General features: G+C 60.9%; 19 protein-coding genes. 6 read left to right on the top strand and 13 right to left on the bottom strand.

Going from position 1 to position 18,449, the window contains the following annotated elements; translation table 11 throughout:
• Position 1 precedes the first annotated feature (1 nt).
• Positions 2-934: a LysR family transcriptional regulator gene (locus tag ACA072_RS06555; protein WP_497623683.1), complete on the bottom strand. Its 933-nt coding sequence runs from the start codon at positions 932-934 to the stop codon at positions 2-4.
• Between the two features lie 86 nt (positions 935-1,020).
• Between ACA072_RS06555 and ACA072_RS06550 the strand changes: the two genes are divergently transcribed.
• Positions 1,021-1,509 (top strand): DMT family transporter, encoded by a 489-nt coding sequence (locus ACA072_RS06550; RefSeq protein ID WP_497623682.1) that lies wholly within the window; start codon positions 1,021-1,023, stop codon positions 1,507-1,509.
• A gap of 180 nt (positions 1,510-1,689) precedes the next feature.
• Here ACA072_RS06550 and ACA072_RS06545 read toward each other — a convergent pair whose 3' ends face one another.
• The 4 genes from ACA072_RS06545 to ACA072_RS06530 form a co-directional block, all read right to left on the bottom strand.
• Entirely contained in the window at positions 1,690-3,021 is a 1,332-nt protein-coding gene (locus tag ACA072_RS06545) for an MFS transporter (RefSeq protein WP_497623681.1), read from the bottom strand.
• Positions 3,022-3,197: 176 nt separating this feature from the next.
• Positions 3,198-4,124 (bottom strand): hydroxymethylglutaryl-CoA lyase, encoded by a 927-nt coding sequence (locus tag ACA072_RS06540; RefSeq protein ID WP_497623680.1) that lies wholly within the window; start codon positions 4,122-4,124, stop codon positions 3,198-3,200.
• Positions 4,121-5,314 carry a CaiB/BaiF CoA transferase family protein gene (locus tag ACA072_RS06535; protein ID WP_497623679.1) on the bottom strand — a complete coding sequence of 398 codons (1,194 nt, stop codon included), beginning with the start codon at positions 5,312-5,314 and terminating at the stop codon, positions 4,121-4,123. Before ACA072_RS06535 ends, ACA072_RS06540 begins: the two co-directional genes overlap by 4 nt.
• Positions 5,315-5,582: 268 nt before the next feature.
• Positions 5,583-6,491: a LysR family transcriptional regulator gene (locus ACA072_RS06530; RefSeq protein ID WP_497623678.1), complete on the bottom strand. Its 909-nt coding sequence runs from the start codon at positions 6,489-6,491 to the stop codon at positions 5,583-5,585.
• Positions 6,492-6,686: 195 nt separating this feature from the next.
• Between ACA072_RS06530 and ACA072_RS06525 the strand changes: the two genes are divergently transcribed.
• Entirely contained in the window at positions 6,687-7,853 is a 1,167-nt protein-coding gene (locus ACA072_RS06525) for a multidrug effflux MFS transporter (protein ID WP_497623677.1), read from the top strand.
• On the opposite strand, the gene yiaY is transcribed toward ACA072_RS06525, so the two are convergent.
• The gene (gene yiaY, locus ACA072_RS06520; RefSeq protein ID WP_497623676.1) at positions 7,850-8,998 is read right to left on the bottom strand and encodes an L-threonine dehydrogenase; all 1,149 of its coding nucleotides are present in this window, start codon (positions 8,996-8,998) and stop codon (positions 7,850-7,852) included. The genes ACA072_RS06525 and yiaY overlap by 4 nt on opposite strands.
• A gap of 156 nt (positions 8,999-9,154) precedes the next feature.
• Between yiaY and ACA072_RS06515 the strand changes: the two genes are divergently transcribed.
• A complete protein-coding gene (locus ACA072_RS06515; RefSeq protein WP_497623675.1) occupies positions 9,155-10,174 on the top strand; it encodes a DUF4917 family protein in 1,020 nt (339 codons plus the stop codon).
• A gap of 116 nt (positions 10,175-10,290) precedes the next feature.
• Here the strand turns inward: ACA072_RS06515 and ACA072_RS06510 are convergent, their stop codons facing one another.
• On the bottom strand, positions 10,291-10,833 hold the full coding sequence (locus ACA072_RS06510; protein WP_497623674.1) for a helix-turn-helix domain-containing protein: 543 nt from the start codon (positions 10,831-10,833) through the stop codon (positions 10,291-10,293).
• Positions 10,834-10,992: 159 nt separating this feature from the next.
• Between ACA072_RS06510 and ACA072_RS06505 the strand changes: the two genes are divergently transcribed.
• Both ACA072_RS06505 and ACA072_RS06500 read left to right on the top strand, forming a co-directional pair.
• Positions 10,993-11,775: an aldolase gene (locus tag ACA072_RS06505; RefSeq protein WP_497623673.1), complete on the top strand. Its 783-nt coding sequence runs from the start codon at positions 10,993-10,995 to the stop codon at positions 11,773-11,775.
• A gap of 29 nt (positions 11,776-11,804) precedes the next feature.
• Positions 11,805-12,692, top strand: coding sequence for a dihydrodipicolinate synthase family protein (locus tag ACA072_RS06500; protein ID WP_497623672.1), 888 nt, complete (start codon positions 11,805-11,807; stop codon positions 12,690-12,692).
• 143 nt (positions 12,693-12,835) lie between these two features.
• On the opposite strand, the gene ACA072_RS06495 is transcribed toward ACA072_RS06500, so the two are convergent.
• From ACA072_RS06495 to ACA072_RS06485, 3 genes are all read right to left on the bottom strand, one after another.
• On the bottom strand, positions 12,836-13,180 hold the full coding sequence (locus tag ACA072_RS06495; protein WP_403098842.1) for a YegP family protein: 345 nt from the start codon (positions 13,178-13,180) through the stop codon (positions 12,836-12,838).
• A 181-nt stretch (positions 13,181-13,361) separates the two neighbouring features.
• The gene (locus tag ACA072_RS06490; RefSeq protein WP_008025707.1) at positions 13,362-13,667 is read right to left on the bottom strand and encodes a ribbon-helix-helix domain-containing protein; all 306 of its coding nucleotides are present in this window, start codon (positions 13,665-13,667) and stop codon (positions 13,362-13,364) included.
• 13 nt (positions 13,668-13,680) lie between these two features.
• Positions 13,681-14,262: a DJ-1/PfpI family protein gene (locus tag ACA072_RS06485; RefSeq protein ID WP_497623671.1), complete on the bottom strand. Its 582-nt coding sequence runs from the start codon at positions 14,260-14,262 to the stop codon at positions 13,681-13,683.
• Positions 14,263-14,564: 302 nt separating this feature from the next.
• Between ACA072_RS06485 and ACA072_RS06480 the strand changes: the two genes are divergently transcribed.
• Positions 14,565-15,455, top strand: coding sequence for a DMT family transporter (locus tag ACA072_RS06480; protein ID WP_497374115.1), 891 nt, complete (start codon positions 14,565-14,567; stop codon positions 15,453-15,455).
• A 120-nt stretch (positions 15,456-15,575) separates the two neighbouring features.
• Here ACA072_RS06480 and ACA072_RS06475 read toward each other — a convergent pair whose 3' ends face one another.
• From ACA072_RS06475 to ACA072_RS06465, 3 genes are all read right to left on the bottom strand, one after another.
• On the bottom strand, positions 15,576-16,790 hold the full coding sequence (locus tag ACA072_RS06475; RefSeq protein WP_497623670.1) for a class I SAM-dependent methyltransferase: 1,215 nt from the start codon (positions 16,788-16,790) through the stop codon (positions 15,576-15,578).
• A 253-nt stretch (positions 16,791-17,043) separates the two neighbouring features.
• On the bottom strand, positions 17,044-17,661 hold the full coding sequence (locus ACA072_RS06470) for a TPM domain-containing protein (protein ID WP_109628344.1): 618 nt from the start codon (positions 17,659-17,661) through the stop codon (positions 17,044-17,046).
• A gap of 28 nt (positions 17,662-17,689) precedes the next feature.
• Positions 17,690-18,445: a TPM domain-containing protein gene (locus ACA072_RS06465; RefSeq protein ID WP_497623669.1), complete on the bottom strand. Its 756-nt coding sequence runs from the start codon at positions 18,443-18,445 to the stop codon at positions 17,690-17,692.
• Between the last annotated feature and the right edge of the window lie 4 nt (positions 18,446-18,449).

The following is an 18,449-nucleotide window of genomic DNA, read 5'->3' as shown; positions in this document are numbered from 1 at the left end:
CTCAACGGTTAAATGATGAGCCGGTGGTAAGGTCGATTGGCACTATCCCCTGCCCAATCCGCCCATTCAACCAGTTCAACGCCTGATCCCCGCCCCGCCGCTTGTGCCAGACCAGCACAAACGTAAACGACGGAATATGAAATGGCGGCGCGACCACCATCAACGAGCGCTCATCAATCTCGCGCAACCCACGTGATGCAACGGTAAGAATCAAATCCGTGCCACTAATGAATTCCGGGGCGACGCTCCAGTGCGGCAGGCTGATCGCGACGCGACGGCGCTCTCGCAGTGCAGTCAGGGCGCGTTCGATTTCCGGGGTGCCGCTGCCGCGCATTTCCAGCAGGACGTGTGGCCGCGCGAGGTAGGTCGACAGGTCGAGAACGCCATTGGCAGGCAAGCTGTTGCGGTCCACCAGGCAAGCGTAGTGCTCTTCGAACAGCGGGGTGCTGCGCAGTTCGTTGGGCAGCTCCGGAAAGACCCCGGCCGCAACGTCGATGTCGCCGTTGAGTACCGCGTCGAGCATGCCTTCACGGCTGGCGTGGCTGATTTGCAGGTCGATGCCCGGTGCTTCCCGGCGCAATGTCCGAATCAGACCTGGCAGGACGATGGCGGCGCCATAGTCGGACATCGCCAGACGGAAGGTGCGCTTGGCCGTGGCCGGGTCGAAGGCGTTCGGCGCCAGCAGCGATTGCACTTGGGCAAGTGCCTCGGCCAAGGGTGCGATCAACTCCAGGGCTCGAGGAGTGGGCACTAACGTGGCGCCCGTGCGTACCAGCAGCGGATCGCCAAGCAGATCGCGTAACCGCCCCAAGGCATGACTGACCGCTGGCTGACTCAGGTGCAATCGCTGCGCCGCACGCGTGACATGCTGCTCACTGAGCAGGGCGTCAAGGATCACCAGCAAGTTGAGGTCAATACGCCGAAGATCATTCATCTAGTGCATGTTCTGGATAGCAATTTGGAATTTAAATCTGCGCGACGAATACTTTAGAGTCCAGCAAAACCTGTTGGAGAATAATCATGAGTACATTGCATTGGGCCGGGCTGTTGCTGCTGGCCGTGATTGCCGGGGCGGTGGTGCCGTTTCAGAGTGCGATCAACGCCAACCTCACGCGTGGGTTGGGTCATCCGTTGTGGGCGACACTTGCGTCGTTACTGGTGAGCATCGTGGTGTTGCTGCCGATCATGTTGGCGATGCGCTTGCCGCTGCCGTCGCTGGCGTTCATCACCAAAGCGCCTTTGTGGATGTGGGCCGGCGGTGCATTCGGGGTGTGTTTTATTTCGTTGGCCTTGATGCTGCTGCCCAAGCTTGGGGCGTCGGGGTTTATTGCGTTGGCGCTGGCGGGACAGGTGGTGGCTTCGCTGGTGCTGGATCACTTCGGGTTGTTTGGGTTGGTGGAACGGCAGATGACGTTGCCGCGGGTGGTTGGGGCGGTGTTGTTGATGGCGGGGGTGGCGATGATTCAGTTCAGTGCTGCGCCGACCAGAGCGCTGATCGCGACATCCTGATCGTTCCCACGCTCTGCGTGGGAACGCAGCCCGTGACGCTCCGCGTCACTGGACGCGGAGCGTCCCTAGAGGCATTCCCACGCAGAGCATGGGAACGATCATCAACTTTGGATCGCAGCCTTCGCCGGCCTCTGCAAGGATGCGTGGTCGATGCAGGGACCGGCGTAGCCTGCGAAACGCTTAGTACTTGTCGAGCGTACGCAGTTTCTGCGGCAACCCCCACAGCAGCAGCGCAACAGCGATCAGCGCGCAGACGCCAATGACATACAACGCCGGGGTGGTGCTGCCGGTCAGGTCCTTGATTCGCCCGACCATGACCGGACTGACGATGCCACCGAACTGCCCGAGGGTGTTGATCACCGCGATCCCGCCAGCAGCCCCGGCGCCGGCACCGGCCAGCAGTTTTGGCGGCAGGGTCCAGAAGCTCGGGATGGAGGCGATAATCCCGGCACCGAGCAGGCCCAGCGCGACAATCAGGAAGGTCGTATGGTTGGCAAAGATCCCCGCACAGAAGAACCCCACCGCGCCCACCGCCACCAGACCGGCAACAAACTTGCGTCGTTCACCAGTCGAGTCGGACAACCGTCCGATCACCACCATGCTGATCGCCCCGCAGATGTACGGAATCGCCGTCAGCAAACCGATCATCACCGGGCTCTCGGTGCCGGCGCTGCGGATCAGTTGCGGTGCCCAGAAATTCAAGCCGTAGGACGCCACCTGAATCAGGAAGTAGATCAGCCCCAGGGTCAGGAACCCCGGAATCCGCAGCGCGGCGAGCAGCGAGCCGCCACTCTTGTGCGGTTCATGGTGAGCAATGCGGCTGGCCAGCAGGGTTTTCTCCGACGGCGTCAGCCAATGGGCGTCCTCGATGCGGTCCTTGAGCAAGGTCAGCACCAGCAAACCAAGCCCGATGCAAGGCACGCCGCCGAGCAGAAACAGCCAATGCCAGCCGCGCATATCCATAAAGCCGTCGAGGTGTTGCAGCACCAACCCGGAGAACGGTGCACCGACCAGACCGGCAAATGCCGACGACAGAAACAGCATCGAGGTGATGCGCCCGCGATAGTGCTGCGGGAACCACAGCGTCAGGTAATACAGGACTCCCGGCGCAAAACCGGCTTCCATCGCGCCGATCACGAAACGCAGCGCGTAGAACTGCCATTCGCTGTTGACAAAGACCATCGCGGCGGTGGCGAGGCCCCAGGACATCATGATCCGGGCGATCCAGCGTCGGGCGCCGACCTTGTACAGCATCATGTTGCTCGGCACTTCGAAGATCACGTAACCGACCACAAACAGCCCGGCGCCGAGGCCGTAAGCGGTGTCGCTCAGGCTCAGGTCGGTCTGCAGCTGGAACTTGGCGAAGCTGATGTTGATGCGGTCGAAAAAGGCGAACAGGTAGCAGACCATGATCAGCGGCATCAGGCGCCAGGCGACCTTGCTGACCAGGGCTTTTTCTTCGTCGTGGTTAACGGACGGGCTCGCGCCCGCCTCCAGTACATTGAGACTCATGGTGCTTTCTCCAGGCGGACTTCCCTTGGGTGTCCGATTGTTTTTGTTGTCTGGTTCGTTGTGGTTCGTTCTGTAGGAGCCAGCTTGCTGGCGATGTGGCCAGCACATCCAACATAAAGGTTGCCTGACCCACCGCTATCGCCAGCAAGCCGGCTCCTACAAGGGGTTCGGTGTGTTTAGGAGGGTGTCGGGTGCAAATCGCAATTACGGCCGGCCTTGGCCAGCTGACCGGGCACTTCGTGGCCCAGCAGCGCGGGTAATCCCCGGGACAATTGCAGCAACAGCGGCAGATCAATGCCGGTATGAATGCCGATTTCATCACACAAGTTGACCAAATCTTCGGTGCAAATATTGCCCGAGGCACCCGGCGCAAACGGGCAACCGCCGAGCCCGCCGAGGGCCGCATCGAAGCGTCGGGCGCCAGCCTCGTAGGCGGCCAGCACATTGCACAAACCGAGGCCGCGGGTGTTGTGGAAATGCAGGGTCAGATCCGCCGGTGAAACCCGCTGCAAGACCCGCCGCACCAGTCGATCCACCTGCCGCGGATTGGCCATGCCGGTGGTGTCGGCCAGGGTGATGCCCTGAATGCCAAGCTCCTGATAGGCCTCGACGATTTGCAGCACGCGATCCTCATCGATCTTGCCTTCGAACGGGCAGCCGAACGTGGTGGCGATGCTGCCGTTGAGTCGCACCGGCGTGCCACCGACGTATTGCACGATCTCGCCGAACGCCGCCAACGAGGCTTCGCAACGCATGCGCATGTTGGCCAGGTTGTGGGTCTGGCTGGCGGACATCACCAGGTTCAGTTCGTCGGCCCGCGTCGCCAGCGCCCGTTGCGCGCCTTTGAGGTTGGGGATCAACGCGACGTAGATCACCCCCGGTTGCCGGGCGATGCCCTTGAACACCAATTCACCATCGCGCAGCGCTGGAATCGCCTTGGGCGATACGAACGAGCCGGCTTCGATGCGGCTGAAACCCGCCAGCGACAGCTGATCGATCAAGGCAATCTTGTCGACGGTTTCGACCCAGGTCGGCTCGATCTGCAAGCCGTCGCGGGGGGAGACTTCCTGAACAATCAGGGTCTCGGAAAAATCAGTGATCATTGCACCACCCCTTCAGCTTTCAGCCGTTCGATGTCCAGCGCCGTAAGGCCCAGCCCCGCAAGGATGCCGTCGGTGTGCTGGCCCAGACTCGGCCCGGACCAGTTCACGCCGCCGGGGGTCTCGGACATTTTCGGCACGATGCCGGGCATCTTCACCGTGGCGCCGCCCGGCAGGTCGGCGCTGAGCAGCATGTCCCGCGCCTGATAGTGCGGATCGGCGACGATGTCGGCGACGGAATAGATGCGCCCGGCCGGGACTTCGGCGGCTTCCAGCGCTGACAGGACTTCGTCGATTGGCAGGCTGCTGGTCCAGTGAGTGATCGCCGCATCGAGCACGTTACTTTTCAATGCTCGGCCGTCGTTATGAGCAAACTCCGGCGCATCGGCCAGGTCACGACGGCCGACCACTTCCATCAAACGCTTGTAGATCGGGTCACTGTTGCCGGCGATCACCACGTAGGCGCCGTCGGCCGTCAGGTAAGTGTTGGACGGCGCGATGCCCGGCAAGGCGCCGCCGCTGCGTTCACGCACATGGCCGAGCATGTCGTATTCCGGCACCAGGCTTTCCATGACGTTGAACACGCTTTCGGCCAGCGACACATCGACCACTTGCCCGCCGCCCTGCCCGGTCTTGACCCGCAGCAACGACATCAAGGCACCGATCACCGCGTGCAAGGACGCCAGGGAATCACCGAGGCTGACGCCGACCCGTGCTGGCGGCGAACCGGGAGTGCCGGTGGTATAGCGGATCCCGCCCATGGCCTCGCCGATGGCACCGAAACCCGGACGGTCGCGGTAGGGGCCGGTCTGGCCATAACCGGAAATCCGTACCAGCGTCAGGTTAGGGTTGAGGGCGTGCAACACGTCCCAACCCAGACCGAGTTTTTCAAGGGCGCCGGGGCGCAGGTTTTCGATCAGCACGTCGGCGCTGGTCGCCAATTGCTTGACCAGTTCGATGCCTTCGGCGGATTTGAGGTTGAGCGCCAAGGACTTCTTGTTTCGCGATTGCAGGTACCACCACAGCGACGTACCTTCGTGCAGCTTGCGCCACTTGCGCAGCGGGTCGCCCTGGCCCATGGCTTCGATCTTGATCACTTCGGCGCCGAACTCGGCGAGCATGCGCGCAGCGAACGGCGCGGCGATCAGCGTGCCGATTTCGATCACTTTGATTGCACTCAAGGGGGCAGTCATCGCGGGGTACCTCTATGTTGTTCTTGGAATATGAGCCAAGGCTAGAGGACCAGGGGGCGATGAATCCAACCTTCAGTTGGCAACGTTCGTTCGCGAAACGCGAACGCTCCCGAAGATTACCGCGACCTCAGGTCCGCCTTCGCGAGCAAGTCGAATCGTCGCACCGCCGCTCCCACAGTGGATCTGCGGCGTACACAAACCCTGTGGGAGCGGCGGTGCGACGATTCGACTTGCTCGCGAAGGGGCCGGCCCAGCCAATCAAGATCTATCAGGTCTGCCCACTCAACTGCTCAAACAACATCCGGCTCACCGGCGACAACGCCGCTTCATCACGCACCACCAGAATCAGCGCACGATCCGACCAGTCATCCGTCAACGGCACCGCATGCAAACCCAACGCCCGGCCAAACAGTTCATAGGCCTTTTGCGGCAGGATACCGATGCCCATGTTGGCCTGGACCATCCGGCACATCGCATCAAAACCCGGTACATGAATCCGCAACCGCAGCACTTTGCCGGCCTTGCGCGCCGCCGCGTGGGTGCGCATGTTGATCGAACTGGCGGAATGCAGTCCGACGTAATCGCTCTCCAGCGTATCGTCGAAGGCCAGGCTGGAGCGACTTGCCAGCGGATGATCGGGCAGCATCAACACCACCAGTTTGTCCTGGCGATAAAACACGCTGTGCAAACCTTTGACGTCGCTGTCACTGGAACAGATCCCAAGGTCCGCCACACCGTCCAGCACACCCTGAATCACTCCGCTGCTAGGCCGTTCTTCGAGGTCAGTCTTGACCTGGGGATGGCGCTCGGAAAAATCCCGCAAGTCTTCGGGCAGAAACTGAATGATCGCCGACAAGTTGGCGAGCATCCGCACATAACCGCGCACGCCGTGGCTGTGCTCGCCCAGTTCCAGGCCCATTTTCTCGACGTTGAACAACATTTGCCGGGCATGGTGCAGCAGGGTTTCGCCAGCCGGCGTCAGGGTCATGCCTTTGGCCTGGCGCACGAACAGGCTGATACCCAGCGCCTCCTCCAACTCCATCAGCCGCTTGCTGGCCGCCGACACCGCGATCGCTTCACGGGTCGCGGCACGGGTCAGGGTGCCTTCTTCATGGACGGCGACAAACAGTTGGAGGGTGATCAGGTCGAGGCGGCGGATCAGGCTTTTTTGCAGCATGGAGGGCTCGATGACTTCAGTTCGGCTGAGCCGGCAGGATAGCCCGGTTTTGGCCCACAACATCACACGCCGTCGCCCTACACCTGAATCTCATTGGCCGATCACGACGGGAGATCGCTGAAAAAGTCGCGCGACTTGATGTAGCTTTACGCACCCACGACGGGGACGTCGGTTTCTGAAACCCAAGGAGACTCAATGAAGAGCAGCACCACCCTCCTAGTCACCTGCAGCACGGTGTTTCTCGCCCAACTGGGCATGAGCATTTACCTGCCGGCGCTGCCGGACATCGCCCGGCATCTGTCCGCCGATGCCTCGCAGGTGTCCTGGGGATTGGCGGTGTACCTGATCGGCATGGCGCTGCCGATGTTGTTCTGGGGCGGTCTGGGTCAGCGTATTGGCCGAAAACCGGTGTTGCTCGCCGCACTCGGCATCTACGGGTTGGGTAATCTGGCTCTGCCCTTGGGCCAGACGCTTGAGTCGTTCCTGTTGTGGCGACTGGTTCAGGGGATTGGTGCCAGCGGGATTTCGGTGATGGCGCGGGTGCTGATCCGCGACAGTTTCCGCGGTGACCTGCTGGCCAAGGCACTGTCCTGGATATCGATTTCCTTTGTGGTGGCGCTGGGCATCGGCCAGTACCTGGGGTCGATCATTCAGGTGGCGCTGGGCTGGTCGGCGATTTTCTATCTGTTGGGTGGCGTGAGCCTGTTGATGGCGTTGGTCGTGTCGCGTGTCAGCTTTCCAGTGCTGGCTGAGGACAATGTTCTGTCGTCCGCCTGGCCCAGTTACGGGCGCATTCTGCGTGATCCGGCCTTCCTGCTACCGGCCCTCGCCGGCGGCCTCGGTTATGGCGTGATCATCGCGTTCAACACGGCGGCGCCGCTGATTCTGCAAGGCCCCTTCAACTGGTCGGCCGTGGAGTACGGACTGTTGGGCTGGCCGATCAGTGCGGCGTATTTTCTGGGCGCATTGGGGGTCAATGCCTTCGTGCTGCGCACCGGTCAACGCCGGCTGATGACGGCGGGCGTGGGGCTGGTGCTGGCGGGCAGCGTGGTGATGTTGCTGGGCAGTCTTGCGGGCACAACCGTTGCGCTGCTGTTCTGGTTGCCCTACTGCTTTGCGGTGTTCGGGCAGTCTTTGAACTACCCGATCAGCCTGTCCCTGGCCAATGACGGCTCGCCGGTCGGCGGGGCGTATGCGATGGCGTTGAGCGGTTTCATTCACCAACTGATGGCCGCCATCATCGGCGCGATTGCCAGCCTGATCGCAAGCCAGCAGGCGTGGCCACTGTCCCTGTTTTGCACCTTGCTGGCGTTGGGCGCGATGCTCTGCGTGATGCTCGCGCGCGGTCGTCATACCGGTTAGAACGCGTTGCGGAAAATCTCCTCGATCTGGCGCTGATCCGCCACCCGTGGATTGGTCAGGCCGCAGGCGTCTTTCAACGCATTGATGGCGAGCGTCGGAATGTCGTTGAGCTTGGCGCCGAGCTCACGCAACCCGGCGGGGATTTCCACGTCTCTGGACAGGCTGCGGATCGCGACGATGGCTGCCTGGGCGCCCTCTTCCGGGCTGACACCACGGGTGTCGGCGCCCATCGCGTGGGCCACATCCGTCAGGCGCGAGGCGCACACCAGCGCATTGAAACTTTGTACGTGGGGCAGCAACACCGCGTTGCACACACCATGAGGCAAGTCGTAGAACCCGCCCAACTGGTGAGCCATGGCGTGGACATATCCCAAGGATGCGTTATTGAACGCCATGCCGGCGAGGAACTGTGCGTAGGCCATGTTTTCCCGTGCAGCGATGTCGCTGCCGTCGCGCACAGCCAGGCGCAGGTTGTTGCTGATCAACGTGATTGCCTTCAGTGCGCAGGCATCGGTGATCGGGTTGGCTGCGGTGGACACGTAGGCTTCGATGGCGTGGGTCAGTGCGTCCATGCCAGTGGCGGCGGTCAGGCCCTTGGGCATGGCGACCATCAGCGCCGGGTCGTTGACCGACAACAGCGGCGTGACGTTGCGGTCGACGATGGCCATTTTTACGTGACGCGATTCGTCGGTGATGATGCAAAAACGGGTCATCTCGCTGGCCGTGCCAGCGGTGGTGTTGATCGCGATCAGGGGCAGTTGTGGCTGCGTGGATCGGTCGACGCCTTCGTAGTCGCGGATCTGCCCGCCGTTGGTCGCACACAACGCGATGCCCTTGGCGCAGTCATGGGGCGAGCCACCGCCGAGCGACACCACGAAATCGCAGAGACTTTCCTTGAGCAGGCCCAGGCCGAGCTCGACGTTGGCGATGCTCGGGTTCGGTTTGGCGCCGTCGAAGATCACCGAGTCGATGTCCTGCATCGCCAGTTTCTCGGCAATCATTTTCGCCACGCCGGCCTTGGCCAGCCCGGCGTCAGTGACGATCAGTGCCTTGCGAAAGCCGTACTTGCCAATGGCGTCCATGGCTTCGTCCAGGCAATCGTTGCCCATGATGTTCACGGCGGGAATGAAAAACGTGCTGCTCATGAGCGTGTCTCCTGGTGGGGTCGAACCCGCAATGCCGATCCAGCGGGTACCCACAGGATCGACCTATCGGTTACGCAGTAACTTGATCTGGCTCAAGTCCCGGTCGTGATAAAGTCGCCGCCCATCAGACCACTTGCTTTGAGACTTTGAACCGCAATGACCGATTTCCAGGATGTTGATGCCCAACTTGAAGACTGGAACGCCTTGCGCGCCACCGCCTCGTTCAGCGGCTTGATGGTGGGCAACGGTGCGAGCCGCGCGGTGTGGGACGACTTCGGCTATGACTCGCTGTTTGAAAACGCCCGCACCGTCGAAGAAAAACCCCTGAGCCAGTCCGAGCTGAGCGTATTCGACGCCATGCAGACGCGCAGTTTCGAGCAGGTGCTGAGCGCGTTGAAAACCACCAGCCGGGTCAACAAGGCCCTGGCCGTCAGCTCCGCCGCGCCGCGCAATCGTTACTACGCGATCAAGGAAGCGCTGATCAACACGGTTCACGCTGTTCACATTCCATGGCGGCTGGTGGTGCCTGCGACCCTGGCGAGTATCAGTCAGGAACTGAGCCGCTATCGAACGGTGTTTACCACCAATTACGACTTGCTCAACTACTGGGCGATCCAGCACCAGCCAGAAGCGATCACCGATCTGTTTCAGGGTGCCGAACCGGGTTTCGACTTGAGCGCCACGGCGACCGATAAAACCCGTTTGCTGTACCTGCACGGCGGTCTGCATCTGGTGCGCAATCAGGACGGCACGGCGCGCAAGCTGATGTCGACCGAGGGCACGTTGCTGGGCAGTTTCGCCATCAACAATACGATCAAGACGCTGGATGACGTGCCGCTGTTTGTGAATGAAGGGCCGAGCGCGGACAAGCTCAAGACCATTCGCAGCTCGGATTATTTGTCGTTTTGCTACGACCAGTTATTGAGTCATGGCGACGGCTTGTGCCTGTTTGGTCATGCCCTGGGCGAGCAGGACAGCCACATCATTCATGCGTTGCGCCAGGCGAAACCGAAGGTGGTGGCGATCTCGATTTACCCGCGCAGCAAGGCATTTATCCAGCATCAGAAGCGGCATTACACGAAGGTGTTTGAAGGGACGGGCTCGGAGTTGCGGTTTTTTGATTCGAAGACGCATGCGCTCGGCAGCCCGAAGCTCACCGTACCTGTTGAGGTTTAGGTCAAGATCGTTCCCACGCTCTGCGTGGGAATGCAGCCCGTGACGCTCCGCGTCACTGGACGCGGAGCGTCCCCAGAGGCGTTCCCACGCGGAGCGTGGGAACGATCATGTCAGCGCTATTCCTCAGCGCTATGCACCACCACCAGCAATTGCGCCTGAACCTCTCCCACTGACCGAATCCGGTGCGGCTTCTGCGCATTGAAGTGCAGCGCGTCCCCGCGATTGAGCAGCACGCGCTCGTTCATGAAGTCCACTTCCACCTGCCCTTCGTGCACGAACAGAAACTCTTCCCCCACGTGTTCCTTGAAGGTTTTATCGGCGAATTCGTTCGGCGGATAAATCATGAACGGCAGCAGGTTGCGCTCGCTGACCTGATGAGCCAGCACCGCGTAGCCGGGGCTTTCGTCGCTGGCCGCCAGGGACTGGCGTTCGCCGCTGCGCACCAGGCTGTAGCTGTCGAGGCTGACGTTGTCTTCGGAGAACAACTCCTCGACCTTCACATTCAGCGCCTTGGCCAGTTTCAAGGCAGCCGCAATCGACGGCGTGTTTAGCCCGCGCTCGACTTTCGACAGGTAACTCTTGGTCATGCCCGATTTTTCGGCCAAGGACTCCAGGGTCACGCCTAGTTTTTTTCTCAATAATTTCAAACGGATAGACATGAAAAACGATTAATCCATCAAGAAGGCGACGATTGACCCTTGCCAATGACACTTTGTGTCATATAGTCTCGTTTGTGTCATTTGCATTCACCCCTGACCTTGCGAGCAACGAGTGAACGGCAAACCCGACGTCCATTGAACCACCCAAAGGACACCGATATGGCCAAGACCTTAGCACTACCTAAAGAGCAACTGGTGAAGCAAGCGCTGACCCAGATGCAAAATACCCTGGCGGATAATACGTGGACCGACCGGCAAAAGCTGGCCCTGACCTGCCGGATTCTGTTCGAGAGTGGTCACGACTCCGGCTTGGCCGGGCAGATCACCGCCCGAGGCCCGCAGCCCGGCACTTACTACACTCAACAACTGGGCCTGGGTTTCGACGAAATCACCGCCAGCAATCTGTTGCTGGTCAACGAAGACCTGGAAGTGCTGGAGGGCCACGGTATGCCCAACCCGGCCAACCGTTTCCACAGTTGGGTGTACCGCGCCCGGCCCGATGTGAACTGCATCATTCACACGCACCCGACTCACGTCGCGGCGCTGTCGATGCTCGAAGTGCCGCTGCAGATTTCCCACATGGACCTCTGCCCGCTCTACGACGATTGCGCGTTCCTCGAAGGCTGGCCGGGCGTGCCGGTGGGCAACGAAGAAGGTGATTTGATCGCCGGCGCACTGGGCGACAAACGGGCCATCCTGCTGTCGCACCACGGCCAATTGTCCACCGGCACCACCATTGAAGAGGCCTGTGTCATCGCTCAATTGATCGAGCGCGCCGCGAAGTTGCAACTGCTGGCGATGAGTGCCGGGACGATCAAGCCGATCCTGCCGGAACTGGGCCGCGAAGCCCATGACTGGATTTCGAAACCCAAGCGCCACGGCGCTGCGTTCAACTACTACGCTCGGCAGAACCTGCGTCAACACGCCGATTGCCTGAACTGACCCCACCCATTTTCTAAAGGAGAGACGACATGTCGACCCCAACCATTCACGGCATCATCGGCTACACCATCACCCCGTTCACCGCCAACGGCGAAGGCGTTGATCTCGACGCGCTCGGGCGTTCCATCGACCGTTTGATCGACGGCGGCGTCCACGCCATCGCCCCGCTGGGCAGCACCGGCGAAGGCGCTTACCTGAGCGACGCGGAGTGGGATCAGGTCAGCGAGTTCAGTATCAAGCATGTGGCCAAACGCGTGCCGACCATCGTCAGCGTGTCCGACCTGACCACCGCCAAAGCCGTGCGCCGCGCCCGTTTCGCCGAAGCCCACGGGGCTGATGTGGTGATGGTGCTGCCGACGTCCTACTGGAAACTCAGCGAAGCGGAAATCCTCGCCCACTACCGTGCCATCGGCGACAGCATCGGCGTGCCGATCATGCTCTACAACAACCCGGCCACCAGTGGCACCGACATGTCGGTGGACCTGATCCTGCGGATCGTCAATACCGTGGAGAACGTGACCATGGTCAAGGAGAGCACCGGCGACATCCAGCGCATGCACAAGCTGCAACTGCTGGGCGAAGGTCAGGTGCCGTTCTACAACGGCTGCAATCCGTTGGCGCTGGAAGCCTTTGCCGCCGGTGCGAAAGGTTGGTGCACGGCCGCGCCGAACCTGATTCCGCAGCTCAATCTTGATTTGTATGAAGCGGTGTTGGCCAACGACCTGGGCAAGGCGCGGGAGTTGTTCTATCGCCAGTTGCCGGTGCTGGACTTCATCCTCAAGGGCGGGTTGCCGGCGACGATCAAGGCGGGATTGCGTGCGACCGGGCTGGAAGTGGGCGATCCGCGGTTGCCGGTGTCTCCACTCGGTGAGGCTGGGATCAGCCAGTTGCAAGATTTGTTGAAAGCTTTGCGCTGATCTCGAAGTTCACAAAAAACCAATGTGGGAGCTAGCCTGCTAGCGATAGCGGCCTGACATTCAACATCTTCGCCGAATGTTAAGCAGCCATCGCTAGCAGGCTAGCTCCCACAGTGGATTTGTTTTGAGTTGGAAAGGTGTGGTCAGAGCACCGGCAAAGTCTTGTCCTTGATCACGGTGGTCGGCCCATTGGCCTTGACGCTGGCGATGCCTTTATCCATCGCGCCAGTGGAAGAGTAGGTCTCGCTGCTGCCGATGATCTCGTGGTTACCGGCCTTGAGATTGAAGTAAGGATGACCATCCTTGGTGGTTTTCTTTTCGTAGCGCTCATCCAGCGGGCTGTTCTTCTGCACCGAAGCAATGCCGTTGTCGGCAGCGCCGCGCGTGGTGTACAGCTCGCTGGTCAGAATGGTTTCGGCGTTGGCGGCCTTCAGTACAAACTTGAACTGACCGTTGCTGCTTTTGCTTACTTCGTACCATCCGGACATGCTCTTACTCCTTGGCAATTGAGAGGTTTCGCGCTTCAGAGTAAAGACCAGCCTGTGATATCTGTCGCCTGTCCGGGCCCTTTCGCGAGCAAGCCCGCTCCCACAGTAGACCGAGTCTGTCTGGACAACTCGGTCTACTGTGGGAGCGGGCTTGCTCGCGAAGGGGTCGAAGCGGTCTAAGCTACTTCACCACCGCCCGCACCACCGACAACTCCGGCGCCTGCACCCGCCGCTGACTCAGATACCGCGTACAACTCACCCGCAAAAACGAGGCGAAATTCACCACTTCCCCACGGTAGTCCATCACCTCTTCATACAGCTTGGCGATCAACTGGTTGGTGGTCATGCCGTCGACCTCGGCGATTTCGCTGAGGATGTCCCAGAACTGATTCTCCAGGCGCAGGGTGGTGACCACCCCGCAGATGCGCAGCGAGCGGGAGCGCGATTCGTAGAGAATCGGATCGGCTTTGACGTACAGCTCGCACATGGAAAGTCCCTCGTTACAGCGTGATTTTGGTGCCCAGCAACCCGAGGAAACCGGCGAGCCAGCTCGGGTGCGCCGGCCAGGCGGGCGCAGTGGCCAGATTGCCTTGTACGTGACCTTCCGTCACCGGGATATCGATGAACGTACCGCCGGCCAGGCGCACTTCCGGCGCACAGGCAGGATAAGCGCTGCACTCGCGACCTTCGAGAATCCCCGCTGCCGCCAGCAATTGCGCACCGTGGCACACGGCGGCGATCGGCTTGCCGGCCTTGTCGAATGCGCGCACCAGTTCCAGGACTTTTTCGTTCAGGCGCAGGTATTCCGGCGCACGACCGCCGGGGATCAGCAGCGCGTCGTAGTCGGCTTCAGCGACTTTCGCGAAATCGAAGTTCAACGCGAACAAGTGGCCAGGTTTTTCGCTGTAGGTCTGGTCACCTTCGAAGTCGTGGATCGCCGTGCGCACCGTCTGGCCAGCGGATTTGTCCGGGCAAACGGCGTGCACCGTATGGCCGATCATCAGCAGCGCCTGGAAGGGCACCATCACTTCGTAGTCTTCGACGTAATCGCCGACCAGCATCAGGATTTTCTTGGCAGCCATGGGGAGGACTCCTCTGGGAAAGACGTGGGCCTGCAGGAGTATTCAAGGTAGTCCTTATCTGCGGGGTCGGGTAATAACCGGGTACTACCGGAAGACCGCGTTATCGTTCTTCGCGGGCAAGCCCGCTCCCACAGGTCCTGCGTCGTTCTTGCGGCCGAGGCAAAACCTGTGGGAGCGGGCTTGCCCGCGAAGAGGCCCTCAAACTGTACGGATAACTCTGCGCCTAGCTGTAACAGCGGCAGACGCCGAGTTTATGGCTAGATGAGGACTCTTCCCGCCATCTTCGATTCTGGTCCCCCATCATGTCCTCGCGCGAAAACACCGGCATGGCCCTCGGCCTGCTGGGCGTTGTGATCTTCAGCCTCACCCTGCCCTTCACGCGGATCGTCGTGCAGGAACTCCATCCGCTGCTCAACGGTTTGGGGCGGGCGCTGTTTGCGGCGGTTCCGGCTGCGATGCTGTTGCTGTGGCGCCGGGAAAAATGGCCGACCTGGAAACAGGTCAAAGGCCTGACGCTGGTGATCGCGGGCGTGATCCTCGGCTTCCCGGTGTTGTCGGCCTGGGCGATGCAAACCTTGCCAGCCTCCCACGGCGCGCTGGTCAACGGTTTGCAGCCGCTGTGCGTCGCGCTGTACGCCGCGTGGCTTTCCCATGAGCGACCGTCAAAGGCTTTCTGGGCCTGTGCCGCATTGGGCAGTGCGCTGGTGCTGGGTTATGCGCTGATCAGCGGGGCCGGCAGCATTCAGGCCGGTGATTTGCTGATGCTCGGGGCGATTGCCGTGGGCGGTCTGGGTTATGCCGAGGGCGGCCGGTTGGCCAAGGAGATGGGCGGCTGGCAGGTGATCTGCTGGGCGCTGGTGTTGTCGACGCCGTTGTTGATCGGGCCTGTGGTGTATTTGGCACTGCAACACCAGGGCGAGATTTCGGCCAAGACCTGGTGGGCGTTTGGTTATGTTTCGCTGTTTTCGCAGTTCATCGGGTTCTTCGCCTGGTACGCCGGGCTGGCGATGGGCGGCATCGCCCGGGTCAGTCAGATCCAACTGTTGCAGATCTTCTTCACCATCGCGTTTTCGGCGTTGTTCTTCGGTGAACACATCGAGCCGATCACCTGGCTGTTTGCGGCCGGGGTGATCGTGACCGTGATGCTCGGTCGCAAGACCGCAGTCAAACCTGCACGCATTGCCACCGCATGATCCTGGCCAAACACGAACGTATTGCCACCGCATGACTCTGTAGGAGCCGGCTTGCTGGCGATGGCTTCACTGCGGTCAGTCAGATACACCGCGGTGATGCCATCGCCAGCAAGCCGGCTCCTACAGGTAATTGTCAGCCCGCAGTAGGGTTTCGAGGCAATGCTCGGTGATCTGGTAGAAATCCTTCAATTCCTGGATCTTCACCAACAGCTGGGCCGGGTCCACCGGCTCGGCGCGTTTGACCGCCAGAATCATCTTGTTCTTGTTGGTGTGGTCCAGTGAGATGAACTCGAACACTTTGGTTTCGTAACCACAGGCTTCCAGGAACAGCGCACGCAAACTGTCGGTGACCATTTCCGCTTGCTGGCCCAGATGCAGACCGTATTGCAGCATCGGCTTGAGCAGCGCAGGGCTCTGGATTTGCAGGCGGATCTGTTTATGGCAGCACGGCGAACACATGATGATCGAGGCGCCGGAACGGATGCCGGTGTGGATCGCATAGTCGGTGGCGATGTCGCAGGCGTGCAGCGCGATCATCACGTCCAGCTCGCTCGGCGCGACAGTGCGCACGTCACCGCACTTGAACACCAGCCCCGGGTGCTCGAGCTTGGCGGCGGCGGCATTGCACAGGTTGACCATTTCTTCGCGCAACTCGACGCCGGTCACTACGCCTTCGGCCTTCAAGGTATTGCGCAAGTAGTCATGGATCGCGAAGGTCAGGTAACCCTTGCCCGACCCAAAATCCGCGACCTGCACCGGCTTGTCCAGCGCCAGGGGTGAGGTGGTCAGCGCATGGCTGAAGACTTCGATGAACTTGTTGATCTGCTTCCACTTGCGCGACATCGCCGGGATCAGCTCGTGCTTGCTGTTCGTCACACCGAGGTCGGCGAGGAATGGTCGGTTCAGGTCGAGGAAGCGGTTTTTCTCGCGGTTGTGCTCGGCGGACGGCACTTCACGCAATTGCTGAGGTTTGCTCTTGAACAGCGAAGACCTGCCCTTTTTGCTGTATTCGAGCTGGGCTTCGTCGGTCAGCGACAGCAAATGCGCATTTTTGAACGAGGCCGGCAACAACGCGGCAAGGGTCGCCACGCCCTCGACAAGCGGCAGGTTCTTGGTGATGTCGCGGGTCTTGTAGCGGTAGACGAAGGACAGGCAGGGCTGATCCTTGACCGTGAGCTGTTTGATGATCAGCCGCTGCAAATCGGCTTCGGTGCCGACGTACTTGGCCAGCACCAGTTTGATGAAGGCATTCTGGTCGAGGCTGGTTTGCAGCAGGTCGATGAACTGGGCGTGGTGGTCCGGCGCGAGGCTGGCGGGAGTGGCGGTGACGGACATGGAAAAAACGGCCTCGGGCGGAGCGAATCGGGGAATGGCGGGTATTTTAGGGGGGGATGGCATGCGAGGGCACGGCTAATTTCCCGAACGGTGCGACCTGTAGCAGCTGGCGAAGCCTGCGTTCGGCTGCGCAGCAGTCGTGAATTCAGACGCTGCGGTCTTTCAGGCAAACCCTGCACACCGGTTTTACGACTGCTGCGCAGCCGAACGCAGGCTTCGCCAGCTGCTACAGGGAATGCGTCGCGGCTTGGATTCAGCCCAACACCACCAACCGGTTCGGCAACTCATTCCTCACATGCGTCACCGGCACATGCACCTTGAGCAACTCGCCACACGCCTCCACACAGGTCACAAACCCCTGTAACGTCTGACCCTGCTTCACCTGCTGCGTGAACGCTGCAACAATCGCGTCCCAGTTCTTGTTGTCCAGCCGTTTGGAAATCCCTTCATCCACCAGGATCTCCACATAGCGCTCGGCTTCGCAGACAAAAATCAGCATGCCGGTGCTGCCCACTGTGTGGTGCAGGTTCTGCTCCAGGAACTGCCGACGCGCCAGGTTGGAGGCGCGCCAATGGCGTACCGAGCGCGGGATCAGATGGGTGGTGACTTTCGGAATGCGGAACACCAGGCACAGCACGATGAAACTGATCCATTGCACCAACAGCAGGCTGTGCATGGTCAGCCAGCCGGTCAGGTAATGCACGACACCCGGCACCACCAGCGCCAGCAGGCTGGCCCAGAGCAGCGGGATGTACGCATAGTCGTCGGCGCGGGCCGCGAGCACGGTCACCAGTTCGGCGTCGGTGTCGCGCTCGACCCGGGCAATCGCCTCGGCGACTTTGCGTTGTTCGTGTTCAGTCAGTAATGCCATGTTTAACAGTGCTCGCTCATTATTATTCTCACCAGCCGCCCGACGAACCGCCGCCCCCGAAACTGCCGCCGCCACCGCTGAAGCCCCCGCCTCCACCACCGCCGCCAAAACCTCCACCGCCGAAACCGCCGCCCGAACTGCCTCGGCCGCCACCACCGCTGGGCAGGATCCCGAGCATCTGGCAGACGAAAATCGTCAGGATGAACAGCATCACCAGAAACACGAACACGCCCGGATGACGTGACAGGAAATCGTCGCCCTCATCCCCGCGCGGCTCGTAGACCGTCGACGGCTCATCCAGCGGGTTGCCGCCCAACACCACCAGCATCGCCGCGACCCCGTCGCTGATGCCTTTGCCGAAGTTGCCGGTTTTAAACGCCGGCGTGATCACCTGGTTGATGATCACCGAACTCTGCGCGTCGGTCAGGCGATCTTCCAGGCCGTAACCGACTTCGATGCGTAATTTACGATCATCGCGCGCGACAATCAGCAGCGCGCCGTTGTTCTTGTCCTTCTGACCGATGCCCCAGTAGCGTCCAAGCTGATAACCGAAGTCTGCGACATCGGTGCCCTGCAGGTCCGGCACCGTCACCACGACCAATTGCTCGCCGGTGGCTTTTTCATGGGCCTGGAGTTGTTGCGTCAGTTGCTCGCGCACCGACGGCTCGATCATCTGGGCGTTATCGACCACCCGTCCGGTCAGTGGCGGAAACTTCAACTCGGCCTGGGCTGTCAGGGCAAACACCCACAGCAACAGCACCAGGCCCACTTTCAACACGCGCATTGGC

The sequence above is a fragment of the Pseudomonas sp. LBUM1656 genome, assembly GCF_059716065.1.
This window is presented reverse-complemented; position numbering and strand designations above follow the sequence as displayed.